The sequence below is a fragment of the Arthrobacter sp. BF1 genome (genome assembly GCF_056680215.1).
The window spans coordinates 2,470,383-2,484,313 of sequence record NZ_CM155271.1; the positions used below are offsets into that span (position 1 = coordinate 2,470,383).

The 13,931-nt window shown below is 63.7% G+C and carries 13 protein-coding genes, 1 tRNA gene and 1 other RNA gene; 7 read left to right on the top strand and 8 right to left on the bottom strand.

Annotated elements, in window-relative coordinates:
• Positions 1-89: 89 nt before the first annotated feature.
• On the bottom strand, positions 90-2,231 hold the full coding sequence (locus AC1MCD_RS11600) for an amylo-alpha-1,6-glucosidase (RefSeq protein ID WP_498672080.1): 2,142 nt from the start codon (positions 2,229-2,231) through the stop codon (positions 90-92).
• 202 nt (positions 2,232-2,433) lie between these two features.
• Here AC1MCD_RS11600 and AC1MCD_RS11605 point away from each other — a divergent pair, with 202 nt between their 5' ends.
• Positions 2,434-3,117 carry a DNA alkylation repair protein gene (locus AC1MCD_RS11605; protein ID WP_498672082.1) on the top strand — a complete coding sequence of 228 codons (684 nt, stop codon included), beginning with the start codon at positions 2,434-2,436 and terminating at the stop codon, positions 3,115-3,117.
• Here AC1MCD_RS11605 and mptB read toward each other — a convergent pair.
• Complete coding sequence (gene mptB / locus AC1MCD_RS11610) at positions 3,114-4,670, bottom strand: polyprenol phosphomannose-dependent alpha 1,6 mannosyltransferase MptB (RefSeq protein ID WP_498672083.1); 1,557 nt, start codon at positions 4,668-4,670, stop codon at positions 3,114-3,116. The genes AC1MCD_RS11605 and mptB overlap by 4 nt on opposite strands.
• Before the next feature lie 205 nt (positions 4,671-4,875).
• Here mptB and orn point away from each other — a divergent pair, with 205 nt between their 5' ends.
• From orn to def, 3 genes are all read left to right on the top strand, one after another.
• On the top strand, positions 4,876-5,448 hold the full coding sequence (orn, locus tag AC1MCD_RS11615; RefSeq protein ID WP_498678304.1) for an oligoribonuclease: 573 nt from the start codon (positions 4,876-4,878) through the stop codon (positions 5,446-5,448).
• A 129-nt stretch (positions 5,449-5,577) separates the two neighbouring features.
• Positions 5,578-5,650 (top strand) — tRNA-His (locus tag AC1MCD_RS11620).
• A gap of 114 nt (positions 5,651-5,764) precedes the next feature.
• Positions 5,765-6,337: a peptide deformylase gene (gene def / locus AC1MCD_RS11625; protein WP_498672085.1), complete on the top strand. Its 573-nt coding sequence runs from the start codon at positions 5,765-5,767 to the stop codon at positions 6,335-6,337.
• Between the two features lie 17 nt (positions 6,338-6,354).
• On the opposite strand, the gene AC1MCD_RS11630 is transcribed toward def, so the two are convergent.
• The 4 genes from AC1MCD_RS11630 to rnpB form a co-directional block, all read right to left on the bottom strand.
• Positions 6,355-7,152: an HNH endonuclease family protein gene (locus AC1MCD_RS11630; protein WP_498672087.1), complete on the bottom strand. Its 798-nt coding sequence runs from the start codon at positions 7,150-7,152 to the stop codon at positions 6,355-6,357.
• A 101-nt stretch (positions 7,153-7,253) separates the two neighbouring features.
• Complete coding sequence (locus tag AC1MCD_RS11635; RefSeq protein WP_498672089.1) at positions 7,254-7,457, bottom strand: hypothetical protein; 204 nt, start codon at positions 7,455-7,457, stop codon at positions 7,254-7,256.
• An 81-nt stretch (positions 7,458-7,538) separates the two neighbouring features.
• Complete coding sequence (locus AC1MCD_RS11640; RefSeq protein ID WP_498672092.1) at positions 7,539-8,981, bottom strand: glyceraldehyde-3-phosphate dehydrogenase; 1,443 nt, start codon at positions 8,979-8,981, stop codon at positions 7,539-7,541.
• A 294-nt stretch (positions 8,982-9,275) separates the two neighbouring features.
• Positions 9,276-9,661, bottom strand: an RNA gene (gene rnpB / locus AC1MCD_RS11645) — RNase P RNA component class A.
• A 131-nt stretch (positions 9,662-9,792) separates the two neighbouring features.
• On the opposite strand from rnpB, the gene AC1MCD_RS11650 reads away from it, so the two are divergent.
• Together AC1MCD_RS11650 and AC1MCD_RS11655 are read left to right on the top strand one after the other, a co-directional pair.
• Positions 9,793-10,620 (top strand): slipin family protein, encoded by an 828-nt coding sequence (locus tag AC1MCD_RS11650; RefSeq protein ID WP_498672094.1) that lies wholly within the window; start codon positions 9,793-9,795, stop codon positions 10,618-10,620.
• A gap of 62 nt (positions 10,621-10,682) precedes the next feature.
• Positions 10,683-11,447: a YaaA family protein gene (locus AC1MCD_RS11655; protein ID WP_498672095.1), complete on the top strand. Its 765-nt coding sequence runs from the start codon at positions 10,683-10,685 to the stop codon at positions 11,445-11,447.
• Positions 11,448-11,506: 59 nt separating this feature from the next.
• Here the strand turns inward: AC1MCD_RS11655 and AC1MCD_RS11660 are convergent, their stop codons facing one another.
• Both AC1MCD_RS11660 and AC1MCD_RS11665 read right to left on the bottom strand, forming a co-directional pair.
• On the bottom strand, positions 11,507-12,262 hold the full coding sequence (locus AC1MCD_RS11660; protein ID WP_498672098.1) for a zinc ribbon domain-containing protein: 756 nt from the start codon (positions 12,260-12,262) through the stop codon (positions 11,507-11,509).
• A 62-nt stretch (positions 12,263-12,324) separates the two neighbouring features.
• Positions 12,325-13,248 (bottom strand): Nif3-like dinuclear metal center hexameric protein, encoded by a 924-nt coding sequence (locus tag AC1MCD_RS11665; RefSeq protein WP_498672101.1) that lies wholly within the window; start codon positions 13,246-13,248, stop codon positions 12,325-12,327.
• A 99-nt stretch (positions 13,249-13,347) separates the two neighbouring features.
• Here AC1MCD_RS11665 and msrA point away from each other — a divergent pair, with 99 nt between their 5' ends.
• Positions 13,348-13,872 (top strand): peptide-methionine (S)-S-oxide reductase MsrA, encoded by a 525-nt coding sequence (gene msrA, locus AC1MCD_RS11670; RefSeq protein ID WP_498672103.1) that lies wholly within the window; start codon positions 13,348-13,350, stop codon positions 13,870-13,872.
• The last annotated feature ends 59 nt before the right edge of the window (positions 13,873-13,931 follow it).

Genomic DNA, 13,931 nt, shown 5'->3' on the forward strand with positions numbered 1-13,931 from the left:
GCCTTTCCCAAAAGGAGCTCTGCGTTTTCTGCGGCGCAAGTTAAGTCTAGCGAGGGCCGCAGTTTCCGAACAGAACTTCTCCTCGCTAATCACTGCCCACCCAAGTTAAACAGTTCACTGAGTGGCGGGCGTGGTTCACGGCGCAGCCGGATATTTTCGGGCAGTCCCCTGACGCTGACAGAATCACCGTCTATGTGAATCGACAGCCGTCCGTCCCCTGAGAACGGCACATTATCGAAATGGAAGCGCGTGTCCTGCGGGGGCAGCGTAGGGGCCAGCCATACCTCGTCCCAAGGAAGCCCTGGATCGAAGCGCAGCAGCGTCCTGACGAGCTGAACGGGCGCTGCCGACGCCCAGGCCTGCGGGGAACATGAGGCGGGGTACGGAACTGGTTCGGGGTATCTTGACCGGTCCAGCCCACAAAAAAGTTCCGGTAGCCGGCCATTGAAACGATCTGCGGCCTCCAGCAGCGAGTAGGCCACTTTGTGAGCCTCGTCAACGAACCCGTGCCGCATCAGCCCGGCGGCGGCGATGGCATTGTCGTGGGGCCAGACGGATCCGTTGTGGTAGCTGGCAGGGTTATAGGCGCCCATGCTTGATGCCAGCGTCCTGATCCCCCAACCGGTAAACATTTCAGGGGACACCAAGTGTTCGGCCACCTGCGCGGCCTTGTCGTTGTCAATGATCCCGGTCCAAAGGCAATGGCCCATGTTGGAGGCGAGCGCGTCGACGGGTTTTTTGTCCTTGTCCAACGCAATCGCGAAGTAGCCGCGCTCCGGCAGCCAGAACTGTTCGTTGAAGGCCCGCTTCAGTCTGGACGCCTTGGCCACGCAGGCATCGGCTGTCTTCGCGTCGCCGGCGGCCGTGGCAAGCAGAGCACGGCCGATATATGCGGCGTAGGCGTAGCCTTGGACTTCGCACAGGGCGATGGGTGGTTCCGCGAGGGTGCCGTCGGCGAAATTGATTCCGTCTCCCGAGTCCTTCCAGCCCTGGTTGCGCAGGCCTTTTTCCGTCTTCCGCTGGTATTCAATAAAGCCGTCGCCGTCCAGGTCGCCGTAATCCTCCATCCAACGAAGCGCCCTATCCGCTGCAGGAAGAAGCCGACGCATCGCCGCATCATCAAGTCCCCACCTGGCGAGCTCGGCCAGGACAACGACGAATAGCGGGGTCGCATCGGCGGTGCCGTAGTAGACCCCGCTGCCGCCCAGCGCGAGACCGGCGGTGGCTCCGAGGCGGACTTCGTGAAGTATCCTGCCGGGCTCCTCCTCCGAAGCAGCGTCCACTTTGGTTCCCTGATGATCCGCCAAGGTCAGAAGGGTCCCTTTCGCCAAAGAAGGGTCCAGGAGCAAGGACATGAATGAGGCGAGCAGACTGTCCCGGCCAAATAGAGCCATGAACCAAGGGGCGCCCGCTGCAACCACGGCGCGGCCAGGGTGATCGGGGTTGAAGATTCGCAAGGACCCCAGATCCTCCTGGCTGCGTCTGATGACCCTCTCCACTGCCTCGTTGCGCAGATTTGCCGTGGGCATGGACTCGCGCCACTCCATGACACGGCGCAAGGCCTCTGCACCCGGTAGGCCTCCTGCTCCGGCACTGGCGTGGCCGGCTGCACCCGCCAACAGCGGTGTTGCCGAGATGGTGCCCGACCATTGCCCGTGGGCGGCGATGGTTGTGTCCAGGACCAGCCGCTCCTCCTCAAGCCGCGATCCGGCAAAGGCGACTCGGATACGCTTTGTGTGGCCGTCCCGCTCTGACTCGAGCGTCAAGCCTCCCGGGGTCAACCGGCGGGACGAACGCCCGCGTGGGGCCTGCCGGCCTTCCTTGACTTCAAACAAGCTGGCAAAGTCCGCGTCGGGGAAGAGCTCCACCCGGCATCGCAGCGGCCGTTGCGAGTAGTTATGCACCGTGACGGTCTCGGTGAGACCTTCCCCGAGCTTGCGCTCCCGGTCAATGAGCAGTGACGTGTCGGCGTGATCGTCCCTCTGGGGTCTGCCAACGAAGACGCCATGAAACGGCTCCGGGGTGGTGGCCGAGAGCGCCTCAACCGGCAGCCCCTGAACCTTCAGCGTCCATTCACTGATGAACCGCGTGTCCTGGAAGAACAAGCCGTGCGGAAGGCGCGCGGACATGTCCCCGTTGGGGGCCGATATGCAGAATGACGTTCCTTGGACCAAGGTGAGTGCCCCCGGGCCCGCAGAACCGGCGCTGTTCCCGACATCCCATTCGGCCATTCCCGGCTTCTCCCGCAGCGAACACCGTCTATGTCAAACCTTCTCCCATAAAACTAGGGAGGATCACCCGCCTCCGCAAGAGGTTCGACGGCGGTTCGCCAGTACGCGGCACCCCTCGCCTGCCGTGACCGTCCAGCCGTGTCACGCCTGTAGTCCCGCGGGCGGGACTACAGGATGGTGCCCGCGTGGCTAGAGTTGCCAAATGGTGAACCGCGAACTCGTGGCAGCAATCCGCACGATGCTGATGGAGCGGGCTGACCCGGTGCGTGCTGCCGGAGCGCAGGCCTATATGAAGTCATCCATCCTTTCCCTCGGTGTCAGAGTTCCGGAGGTTCGCCGTTGTGTGGTTGCCGCAGCTGCCGCCTTTCCGTTCGAGTCGCCGGAACAGCTGCGCGCGACCACCCTCGTGCTGTGGCGGGAAGCGCAGTGGCGGGAAGAACAGTACGCGGCGATCGACCTCACCGGGCTACGGCTGGTTGCCAAGGACGCCCTGATGCTGCCGGTGTATGAAGAAATCATCCGAACCGGCGCCTGGTGGGACTTCGTGGACGGCGTGAGCCAAAGGATCTGCGGTTTGCTGTTGGCACACCGGGCCATGATGACGCCCGTACTGCTTGAGTGGAGCACGGATGAGGACTTTTGGATCAGGCGCGCCGCCATCACGTCCCAGTTAAAGGCGAAGTCGGCGACCGATACCCACCTGCTGCGCGCAGCGATCGAGGCGAACTTGGGCGACCCGGAGTTTTTTATCCGGAAAGCCATCGGCTGGGCCCTCCGGGAGTTCGCCAAGGCCAATCCCGCATGGGTCCGCGACTTCGTGACCGAACATGCCGGCCAGCTGAGTCCCCTGTCGCGGAAAGAAGCCTTACGGCATCTGAACCCCTAAATGACCGGACGCTCCGTAACAGGCTCCCCTGTTTTCCGGAAGAGCCGCCTGGTCTGCGGATCCATGAAGATCAAGTACAGGCCAAACAGCAGGCCGGTGATCGCCGCGGCGAAGCGGGCCAAGACCAGAGCCAACCCCAGATCCCCGGTCTGGAGATAGGGAAACACTTCAAGCTGGTCCGAAATCGCGTAGATCATAAAGAACGACACGATGAAATAGAGGGCCTTGACCTGCCAGTCGTTGCGGATGCCCGTCACGGCAAACAGCGGGATAAGCCACACCACGTACCAGGACTGGATCATGGGGGCCAGCACCACCACCGCCGCGAACGCCAGGGTGAGGCGCCGGATCAGGCGCTCGTGCTCACCCTTGAAGATCTGGAAGGCGACGATGCCCACGGCAAGTAACTTCCCGGCGTCGAACACCCAGCCTGCCAGGGTCCAGCCGTCCAGCCCGAAAGCGTTGCAAATCGAGGCAACCACCAGGCCAACGAGTCCCACCGGGGCGTACCAGATGAAGATGCTGCCGGGAGCGGAGAGGCCGTTGATCCAGCCGAAACCGAATCCGTTGACCAGGCTCAGGGCGTACAGCATGGCGAGGCTCAGGCCGCCTGTGAGGGACCAGAAAAGGAACCTCCGGGGCCAGCCGGCGTTTTTGCCGGCCCACATCAGGCCAATAAACGGCAGGAACACCACCGTGATGGGCTTAACGGCGATGGACAGGGTCACCAGAAGGATTCCCAGCACCACCCGCCGCGTGGCAGCGTAATAGAGCCCGGCCAGCGCGAGCCCGATCATGAGGGCATCGTTATGGACGCTGGCGATGAAGTTGGTCAGGAACAGGGGGTTGGCGGCGGTGAGCCAGAGGGCCCGGTGCGGGTTGACCCCATGAAGCTCCGCCAGCTTCGGCACGTAGATGATGCAGAGCACCACGCCCACCAGTGCCACCAGCCTGAAGAGCATCACGCTGGCCTCGGGCTGGACGTTGGTGGACCAGACCACAAACTGCTCAATCCACAGGAACAGTTGCCCATAAGGCACTGGCGCTTCGGTCCACAGCCGGTCGGCACCGAGCTGGAAGTAGTTGGACAGCGCCGAGATGCCGTTCTCGTACGGGTTGAAACCCTCCACCATCAGGCGGCCCTGGCCGATGTAGGCGTACACGTCGCGGCTGAAGAGAGGAACACTGATCACCATGGGCAGGCCCCACGCGGCGACGGCCTGCAGGGTAGCTTTGCGCGCTTGGGGCCCCCAGACCCGGACGCGCTGGCCCAGCCGTAGCCAGGAGCGCACCAGGAGCATTCCGCCGATCGCGACCAGCACAATTGCCAGGGCCACCCCGATGGCCTCTGTGCGCATCCAGATAAAGATCGGCACCCGGCGGAGTTCGGAGACCGGCGCCAGCCAACCGACCCCTATGGACCCGATGGCCATAAAGACCGAGCCGAGAAACCCGGCCAGGATCGGGGAGCGGGGGTTGTCCACTTCGGCCGCACCGGCCCTAAGGATCACGGTGGCGGCCATCTCTCCCGTTGCAGGCACAGGCGCCGTCATCTCAGGATCGTCCAATCTCTTTGCTTTCAGCGCTTCGGCCCAGTGGGCCGCGGTAGCTGCCCGGGCCGCGCAGGCACAGCACAGCGGCCGAAATCCCAGCCTCTCTGTACCCGAAATCCTAGCATCGGACGGTTGCGGCTGAGCTAAACGGTAGGCTGGTCCGGTGCCTATAACTAACGAACGCATCGTCTGGATCGACTGCGAAATGACCGGCCTGGACATCAAGAACGACGCCCTGATCGAGGTGGCGGCGCTGGTGACAGACTCGGAGCTGAACATACTCGGCGATGGAGTGGACGTAGTGATCAAGCCTGAGGACGCCGCCCTCGCCCAGATGAACGACTTCGTGCGGGATATGCACACCCGGTCCGGGCTGCTCGAGGAACTGCCGCACGGCAAGACCATGGCAGAGGCCGAGGCCGCCGTCATGGAATACATCGAAAAGTGGGTACCGGACCCCCGCAAGGCCCCGCTGGGGGGCAACTCGGTGGGAACGGACCGCGTTTTCCTCTCGCGGGACATGCCGGCCGTGGTTGAACACCTGCACTACCGGGTGATCGACGTCAGTACCATCAAGGAACTCTCCCGCCGCTGGTTCGCCCGGGCATACTTCCAGGCCCCCGCCAAGAAGGGTGGTCATCGCGCCCTCGGCGACATCAAGGATTCCATCGACGAGCTGCGCTACTACCGCGAGGCGGTCTTCGTGCCGGCCCCCGGCCCGGACAGCATCACGGCCCGCGGCATCGCCCAGCGGGTTACGGACGCCCCCGAACAGTAATCTGCGCCACGTTTCGGGGGAATTTTCCTCGAAAACGGCAAAAGTGGCACAACCATCGCCCAACAGCAGGTAAGCTATTTGAGTTGCCTTTCCAGAGGACCGGGTCACCGGTTCAGCTGCAGGCACATGGTGGGCTTAGCTCAGTTGGCAGAGCGCCTGGTTGTGGTCCAGGAGGTCGCGGGTTCAACCCCCGTAGCTCACCCTCATAGGGCGGCAGCAGAAGCCGTCAGTTTGGAGGCCGTACCGGATATCCGGTACGGCCTTCTTTTTTGCACAAATGCCGGCGCCACGCCGCACGCACGAAGGGTCACCTGCCATGACAGTTCTGCCGATCACGATCTGGGGAGAACCGGTGCTCCACCGCCGCGCCGCCGAGGTGGAGGTGTTCGACGACGAACTGCGCACCCTGATTGCCGACATGTTCGAAACCAACGATGCTGCCAACGGGGTGGGCCTGGCGGCACCGCAGGTTGGTGTGGGCAAAAGAATCTTCGTCTACAAGTTCGCCAACGACGACGACGCTCCCCCCGTCGGGGTTCTGGTGAACCCGGTCCTGACGCTGTCCAAGGTTTCCGGTGCGCTGCCCGACCCCGATGAAGAGGAGGAAGGCTGCCTCTCCTTCCCGGGTGGCCAGTTCCCGCTCAAGCGCGCGGAGTGGGCCCGGGTCCAGGGCTTCGACGGCCACGGGCAGCCGGTCGATTTCGAAGCCACTGGCTGGTTTGCGCGGGTGATCCAGCATGAATACGACCACCTGGACGGCAAGCTGTATGTCAACCGGCTGCTGGACCGTTACTCAAGAAAAGCCATGAAGCTGGCCAAGAAAAGCGGTTGGGGCGTTCCCGGGCTGACCTGGATGCCGGGCGTGGATCCGGACCCGTTCGGCCACTAAGCCATCCGTTGCTGCGGTTATTTTGCCGCGAGGGTGGGCTGGTCAGGGCACGAGTCCAGGACGCGCTTCATGGCATCCTTCTCGGGCTGCGTGACCCACAGCCCGTAGGAGGCCTTGACTGAAATCTGGCGGGCTACGTAGTGGCAGCGGATGTTCTTATTCTTTGGCAGCCAAGTGGCGGCGTCGCCCGCGCTCTTTTGCTGATTGGCCGGCCCGTCAGCGGCGATCAGGTTCAGCGGATCGTTGGCAAGGCTTTGGCGCTGCTGCGGGGTAAGGCCCTGGGCGCCTTTCTGCCATGCGTCACCGAGTGCGACGACATGGTCTATCTGGATTTCCTTGCTGCTCTCCGGCCCACGCCGGAAAGCCACGGCGTTCCCGGTGTACGGCTCCACGATGGCGCCCGAAGCAACCCGGCACTTGGACCCCTCCGTAAAGCCCACAGCCGTGAGGTCCCGGCGGAGGATGTCGTTTCGGGTATCGCAGCCGTTCCGGTCAACATCCTGCCACGCCTGCCCGAACGCCTCCCGCTGGTAGGTGTCCTTCGGCGCACGCCCCTTGACTGCCAGCCCATCCAGGGCAGCCCGGGCACTCCCCTGCGGTACCGGATATACGGGCACCACCGGCTTCATCCAGGTCCCGTCGAACACGGGCGCCTGGCTCGGTCCGGCGACAGCGGGTTCTGCCGCTGCGAACTGGCCGGCCGTGAAGAACCACAGCACGGAAGCGATCACTGACAACGCCAGCACCACCAGCACGGCCCAGGCTTGCCTCGAGCGCCGACGGGCACGGCGGTAGGCACCCCAACTGACCGTCATGGGTTAATAACTCTTCCGGGAATCTCGTGCACCAGAAGAGCCTAGGCCACCCCACTGACACGCGGACGGATATCCACAGTGGGGAGGAAGAGTGGCCGGAGCTACTGCTCCCGGGCTACTCGCCGAAGATCTTCTTCGGCCAAATGGAGGAGGCTTTCCAACTGCCGAACGCGGTCTTCGCCGGCGTCGCCGGCAGCGTGGGCAGCACGGGCCTGCTCAAGAAGCCTGACGGCCTCCTTGTGGTTGGCTTTGGCCACGTCAAGGGCATGTTCAAGGGTGGTCTCGTGGAGAGTCTCGTTATCCATGGCACCAGTCTGGTACCGATTCCCGGCTGATTCCAGCGAATCAGCCGGGAAGTCGGAATCCTGCCTTGCGGCGGCCCTCAGTTAGACGGCGATTGCGGCCAGCGCGGCAGCAGCTTCCTTCGCGGGGAAGGACGGCGGGTTAACCCCTGCCATCTCCTCCATGACCCGGATAACCTGGCAGCTGTAGCCGAATTCGTTGTCGTACCAGACGTAGAGGATGACGTTCTTGTCATTGGAGATCGTGGCAAGGCCGTCAACGATGCCGGCGCGGCGTGATCCGACGAAGTCCGTGGACACAACCTCGGGCGAATCGATGTAGTCGATCTGCTTGCGCAGGTCCGAATGCAGGGACATCTGGCGCAGGTAGTCGTTCACCTCATCCTTCGTGGTGCCGTTTTCGAGGCTTAGGTTGAGGATGGCCAGCGAGACGTCCGGCGTGGGGACGCGGATGGAGCTGCCCGAAAGCTTGCCCTGAAGTTCGGGCAACGCCTTCGCTACCGCAGTGGCCGCACCCGTTTCGGTGATGACCATGTTCAGCGCGGCGGAACGGCCGCGGCGGTCGCCCTTGTGGAAGTTGTCGATCAGGTTCTGGTCGTTGGTGAAGGAGTGGACGGTTTCCACGTGCCCGTGGATCACGCCGAACTTGTCGTTGATGGCCTTCAAGACCGGGGTGATGGCGTTGGTGGTGCAGGATGCTGCCGAGACGATCTGGTCAGTATCCTCGATGCTGCCATGGTTGATGCCGTGCACGATATTCTTCAGCGCACCCTTGCCCGGAGCCGTGAGGAGCACACGGGCCACGCCCTTGCTCTGCAGGTGCTGGGACAGGCCTTCAGCGTCGCGCCAGCGGCCGGTGTTGTCCACCACCAGGGCATCCTTGATACCGTAAGCGGTGTAGTCGATCGTGGCAGGGTTGTCCGAGTAGATGACCTGGACCTGCACGCCGTTGGCGGTGATCGTATTGGCTTCCTCGTCAACGCGGATGGTGCCCTCGAAGGAGCCGTGGACCGAGTCGCGGCGGAGCAGGCTGGCGCGCTTGGAGAGGTCCTTGTCCGATCCGCGGCGGACAACGATGGCGCGCAGGCGCAGGCCGTGTCCGCCGCCTGCCTTTTCGATCAGGAGACGGGCCAGCAGGCGGCCGATCCGGCCAAAGCCGTACAGGACGACGTCGGTGCTGGTCCGGTTATCAGCGCCGCGCTTGCCCACTACCTCAGCCAACTCGGCGCGGAGGAACTCTTCCAGGGAGGCGCCGTTGCCTTCAAGCTTGAACTTCTCGGTCAGGCGGGCCACGTCGATGGCCGCTGCGCCGAGCTCGAGCCGCGACAGCGCGTTCAGCAGCGGCGCGGTTTCTTCGAGCAGGAGCTCGGTGTTACTCATGCGGCGGGCAAACCGGTGCGCTTTGAGGATGTTCATGGTGGACTTGTTGATCAGGCTGCGGCCGTGGATGCTGGTCACCACGTTGTTTTCGCGGTACAGCCGGCCAATCACCGGAATCATGGCCTCAGCGAGAGCCTCCCGGCCCATCCACGTATCAAGACAAGAATCTGACGTCTGGCTCACAGAACTACCTTCCTCGGTTCAGCCGCCTACGTCCTCGTACGCGGTTGTCGGCCACCTGACGTTGTCCAGGGGCTCTGGCACCGGCGGGATTCTGTTCATCCCGGGTGCCGTGGAGAAGCGTAAAGAAAAACCACCGGCTGCGAACGCAGACCCGGTGGCAGAACTTCTACGTTCGCTATCTATTCTAGGCTGGGGGCGCGGCCCGGACAGCCGTCGCAGACGTGAAGTCACTCACATGCTCCGCATTGCGGATTTAGTGGGATGGGTTGACCGATACGCCGGGTTCTGTGCTCCCGTGCCGTTGCCAGCGCGGGAGTAGCGGCCATCCATCTACGAACGCCGTTGCCGACGCCCTCCAGCGGCCTACCCGGGCACTCGGGCGGGCTGCCCTCAAACGTGCCCTGTCTGGCCTTGCTCCGGGTGGGGTTTACCTAGCCTTCCCGGTCACCCGGGAAGCTGGTGGTCTCTTACACCACCGTTTCACCCTTACCTGCGGCCTTCCGAAAACGGAAAACACAGGCGGTCTGTTCTCTGTGGCACTGGCCTGCGGGTTACCCCGAGTGGGCGTTACCCACCACCCTGCCCTGCGGAGCCCGGACGTTCCTCGAGCCACTTTCGTGACGCGCGGCCGCCTGGTCAACCCATCCGGAACCCAGTCTACCGGGGAAGGAGGCACCGCCGTCGCCGGATCCTTTCCGGGGCCCAAGTGGGACAATGGACGTAGGAACCGGCCCCTGGTCAAGGCCCGGAACCGTCGAGACCGGGAAGTGATCGTATGGACCTCACCGCCGTTGTTGTACTCCTGCTCGTCCTCCTTGTGCTGTTCATCCTCGCCAGGATGTCTGTCAGGATTGTGCGTCAGTACGAGCAGGGTGTCCTGTTCCGTCTGGGCCGGGTGGCCGGGGTCCGGCTGCCGGGCCTGCGCTTCATCATTCCTGTGGTTGACAGGCTTCCGCTGGTCAGCCTGCGGATCGTGACCATGCCGATCCAGTCACAGGGAATCATCACCCAGGACAACGTCAGCGTGGACATCTCTGCGGTGGCCTACTACCGCGTTGTGGACGCCGTGAAGTCAGTAGTGGCCATCGAGAACGTCGCAGCGGCGATCAACCAGATCGCCCAGACCACCCTGCGGAAGGTGGTCGGCAGGCACAGCCTCGACCAGACGCTGTCCGAGACCGAGCGCATCAACAGCGACATCCGGGAGATCCTGGACGCGCTCACCCTTGCCTGGGGCGTGGAGGTGACCCTGGTCGAGCTAAAGGATATACAGCTCCCTGAGGGCATGAAACGGGCAATGGCGCGGCAGGCCGAGGCCGAGCGTGAGAAGCGGGCCAAGATCATCGCCGCTGAAGGCGAATCCATCGCGGCCACCGCACTCGGGGAAGCCTCGGACACCATGATGGCCCACCCGCTGGCCCTGCAGCTGCGGAACCTGCAGTCCCTCGTGGAAATCGGCGTGGACAAGAACACCACGGTGGTGTTCCCTGCCCCGTTGATGAGCACCATCGGCGAGCTCTCGGCGTTCCTTGCACGCGAAAACCTGGCGGCCCAGGCCCACAACGCCGGGGCGGCGCCCGCGACTCCCATCAAGGCTGCGTAGAGGCCGCGCCACCTGTGACCGGGTGATCAGGGAGGCATCGCCGTCGCCGGTAGGATCGTACGGTGCTGATTCTGCTTCCCCCCTCCGAAGGCAAGACCCCCGCGGTCCGCGGATCCGCCGTCGACTGGCCCGCCCTAAGCTTTCCGGCACTCAACACGTACCGGGCGAAAGTCCTCGAAGCCCTGGGAACAGTCAGCGCGCACGAGGACGCCCTCGCTCTGCTGGGCGTCGGCGCCTCGCTCAAGGGCGACGTCGAACGCAACACCCGGCTCCACGCCGAACCGGCGGCGCCTGCCCACCAAATCTATTCGGGCGTTCTGTACGACGCCCTCGATTACAAGACGCTGACGCCGACGCAGCGCCGCAAAGCAGATGAATCGGTGCTGGTGGTTTCCGCGCTGTGGGGCGCTATCCGCTTCGCTGACCGGGTGCCCGCGTATCGGCTGTCGATGGGAACTGCACTGCCCGACGTCGGCCGCCTCGCCTCTTTCTGGAAGCCGCAGCTTACCGAGGCCCTCGCTGAGGCGGCTGCCGGGCACCTGCTGGTGGACTGCCGCTCCAGCACCTACGCCGCCGCGTGGGCGCCTCCGCCGCCGCAGTCTGTGTCGGTGAACGTGTTCACTGAGGTGAACGGCGTGCGCAAGGTGGTGAGCCACTTCGCGAAACATACCCGCGGTGAGCTGGCACGGCACCTGTTGTCCCGCCGCGGCAACGCCCCGCAGACCCCGGCTCAGCTGCTCAAAGCCACGCGCGAAAAGTGGGAGGCGGAGCTGGTGGACGGTTCAGAGCGGAAACCCCACGCCCTGAACATCGTCCTGCCCAACTAAGTAACAGCAGGTGTCCTTATGAGCGCCCATAAAGACATCTGCTGCGACCTACTTGGGGGCTAGCTGGCGGGGGCGGCCGCGTTCCACTCGGCGGAGCGAACCAGGATGGCGCCGGAGTCAGGACAGAACACAATGTCGTCCTCGGCGGCGGCTTTGATTTCGGCGAGGTCGCCGGGGCTCAGCTTCATCCCTGATGCTTCAGACGTGCCGTGGAAAAGCCGGGCTGCGCCCACGCCGCGCTTGGCGAGGGTCTTTTCATAAACTGCCAGCATCCCGCCGTCGAGGCCGGCGGCGAATTCGTCCCGCTGGCTGCGAACAACATTCTCTTCAGCATCCACTTCAGCCAGGGCTGCATCGAGTTCCGCACGGATGCCGCTAAAGGAGCCCTGGATGTCGTCAACAATCTGCTGCTGGGTGGCCTGCCGGGCCCGAAGGGAGTCGAGGCGTTCCAACACTTCGAGCTCCACGTCCTCAAGGTCTGAGCGGCGCTTGTTCAGCGACGCGATGTCCTTCTGCAGCGCCACGAGGTCCTTCGACAGTCCCGTTCCGCTGTTGAGCCGGGCCTCGTCCCGTTCTATCCGGTTGGCGACCTGCTCGACGTCCGCCTCCGCCCGCTTCAGCTCGGCCTCGGCGTCATGGACAGCCACCTTGGCGCCGCCCAGTTCACCGTTGGCGACAGAGAGCGCAGCTTGGAGATCAGTGATCCGCGGATCTCCGTTGAGCGTGCGGCGGCGGTTCGACAGGGACTTGAGCTTTGCGTCCAGCCCCTGCAGTTCGAGCAACTTCAACTGTTCCGCCGGTGCTGCCTTAGCCAACTGCTACCTCCGCTTAAATCCTGCCGGCCGGAACCGGGCACCCGATCGGCGCTCCCTAGACTCTAGCGCCCGCCCGGAGTCAGAATGAAGTCCCACGGGTCGCTGTTGGTGTTGCTGACGCGGATCTCCACGTCGTGGCCCTGGTCAGCGAGCACGTTGCCCAGTGCCGAGGCGGCCGCCGGCAGCCAGAGCCATTCGCTGGCGAAATGTGACACGTCAATGAGATACGGCCTGCCGTTTGCCGCGGACTCCCGCGCTTCGGATGCAGGATGGTGCCGGAGGTCGGCGGTGACGTAAACATCGGCGCTGCTGGCCCGCACCTCGTCGAACAGCGAGTCTCCAGCGCCACCGCAAACCGCAATCCGCCGTACCAGGCCGTCCTTGTCGCCGGCAACGCGGACTCCCCCGGCTACCGAGGGCAGGATGCCGAAAACGCGCGCGGCGAAATCGCCCAGGCTCATGACCTCGGCGAGATCACCCACGCGGCCAATGCCTTCTTCAGGGAGCCCGTTCGCGGCGACGGTCAGCGGCGCAACATCCTCCAGTCCCAGCGCATCGGCCAGGACGTCAGAAACGCCCCCGACGGCGGAATCGCCGTTGGTGTGGACAGTCAGCAACGCAGTACCCGACTCGATGAGCCGGTGGATGGCCTGACCCTTGGCAGTGGTGGCAGCAACTGACGTGACCCCCTTGAGCAGCAGGGGATGGTGCGTAATCAGCAACTCGGCACCCCATTCGACGGCCTCGTCTATTACCGCCAGCGTGGGGTCCACTGCGAACATTACCCGGGTCACGGATGCGGACGGGTGGCCTGCCACCAGACCCACTTCATCCCAGTTTTCGGCCAGGGACTCGGGCCAGAGTTCCTCGACGGCGAGCAGGACCTCACCCAAGGTGGGGGCAGCCGTGGCTTCCGACTCAGTGTTGTCCCCGGAGCCGGTGCCGTCGCTAACCGCATCTGTAACGCCGGTGTCTGCAGATTCCATAGACTCAGTTTTACCCCATCACGCCGTTTGGCCTGCACGTGCCACAGTCTCGTAGGGTGGTCAGGGAATCATCCGGGGCTCTCAACCATTGAAGAGGTCATGAAAACTTTTGTTCTGGGCGGAGGCTGCTTCTGGTGCCTGGACGCTGTCTACCAAAAAACCAAGGGCGTCACATCAGTGGTTTCGGGGTATACCGGCGGCCACGATCCGCAGCCTGACTATTACTCGGTGTGCAGCGGAACCACAGGCCATGCCGAGGTTGTGGCAGTGACCTTCGATGAGGCCGTCATTCCGCCGGAAATCATCCTGGACATGTTCTTCGCACTGCACGATCCCACCACGCTCAACCGCCAGGGCTATGACGTCGGTACGCAATACCGCTCGTCGATGTTCTATGAAACCACCGAGGAAAAGATCCTCTTCGAGGAAGCCATTGACCGTAACCAGGCGTTGTGGTCCCACGAGATCGTCACCGAAGTCAGCCGGCTCCCGCGCTTCCATGTCGCTGAGGACTTCCACCAGGACTACTACGCAAAGTACCCGGAGCAGGGCTACTGCCAGGTGATCATCAACCCAAAGCTGGCGAAGGCCCGCAAATATTACTCTGCATGGCTTAATGCTTAGCAGCGGCCGCGGGCCGTCGTTAGGCTGACCTCAGTATTCATCCTTCTTGAGATAGGCGT

Excerpts from the sequence above, each read along its gene's own strand:
- AC1MCD_RS11665 (WP_498672101.1), bottom strand. The coding sequence starts at position 13,248 with ATGGAATCTGCAGACACCGGCGTTACAGATGCGGTTAGCGACGGCACC.
- AC1MCD_RS11650 (WP_498672094.1), top strand. The coding sequence starts at position 9,793 with ATGGACCTCACCGCCGTTGTTGTACTCCTGCTCGTCCTCCTTGTGCTG.
- AC1MCD_RS11605 (WP_498672082.1), top strand. The coding sequence starts at position 2,434 with ATGGTGAACCGCGAACTCGTGGCAGCAATCCGCACGATGCTGATGGAG.
- def (WP_498672085.1), top strand. The coding sequence starts at position 5,765 with ATGACAGTTCTGCCGATCACGATCTGGGGAGAACCGGTGCTCCACCGC.
- AC1MCD_RS11630 (WP_498672087.1), bottom strand. The coding sequence starts at position 7,152 with ATGACGGTCAGTTGGGGTGCCTACCGCCGTGCCCGTCGGCGCTCGAGG.
- AC1MCD_RS11600 (WP_498672080.1), bottom strand. The coding sequence starts at position 2,231 with ATGGCCGAATGGGATGTCGGGAACAGCGCCGGTTCTGCGGGCCCGGGG.
- AC1MCD_RS11635 (WP_498672089.1), bottom strand. The coding sequence starts at position 7,457 with ATGGATAACGAGACTCTCCACGAGACCACCCTTGAACATGCCCTTGAC.
- mptB (WP_498672083.1), bottom strand. The coding sequence starts at position 4,670 with ATGACGGCGCCTGTGCCTGCAACGGGAGAGATGGCCGCCACCGTGATC.
- AC1MCD_RS11640 (WP_498672092.1), bottom strand. The coding sequence starts at position 8,981 with ATGGGCCGGGAGGCTCTCGCTGAGGCCATGATTCCGGTGATTGGCCGG.
- orn (WP_498678304.1), top strand. The coding sequence starts at position 4,876 with ATGACCGGCCTGGACATCAAGAACGACGCCCTGATCGAGGTGGCGGCG.
- msrA (WP_498672103.1), top strand. The coding sequence starts at position 13,348 with ATGAAAACTTTTGTTCTGGGCGGAGGCTGCTTCTGGTGCCTGGACGCT.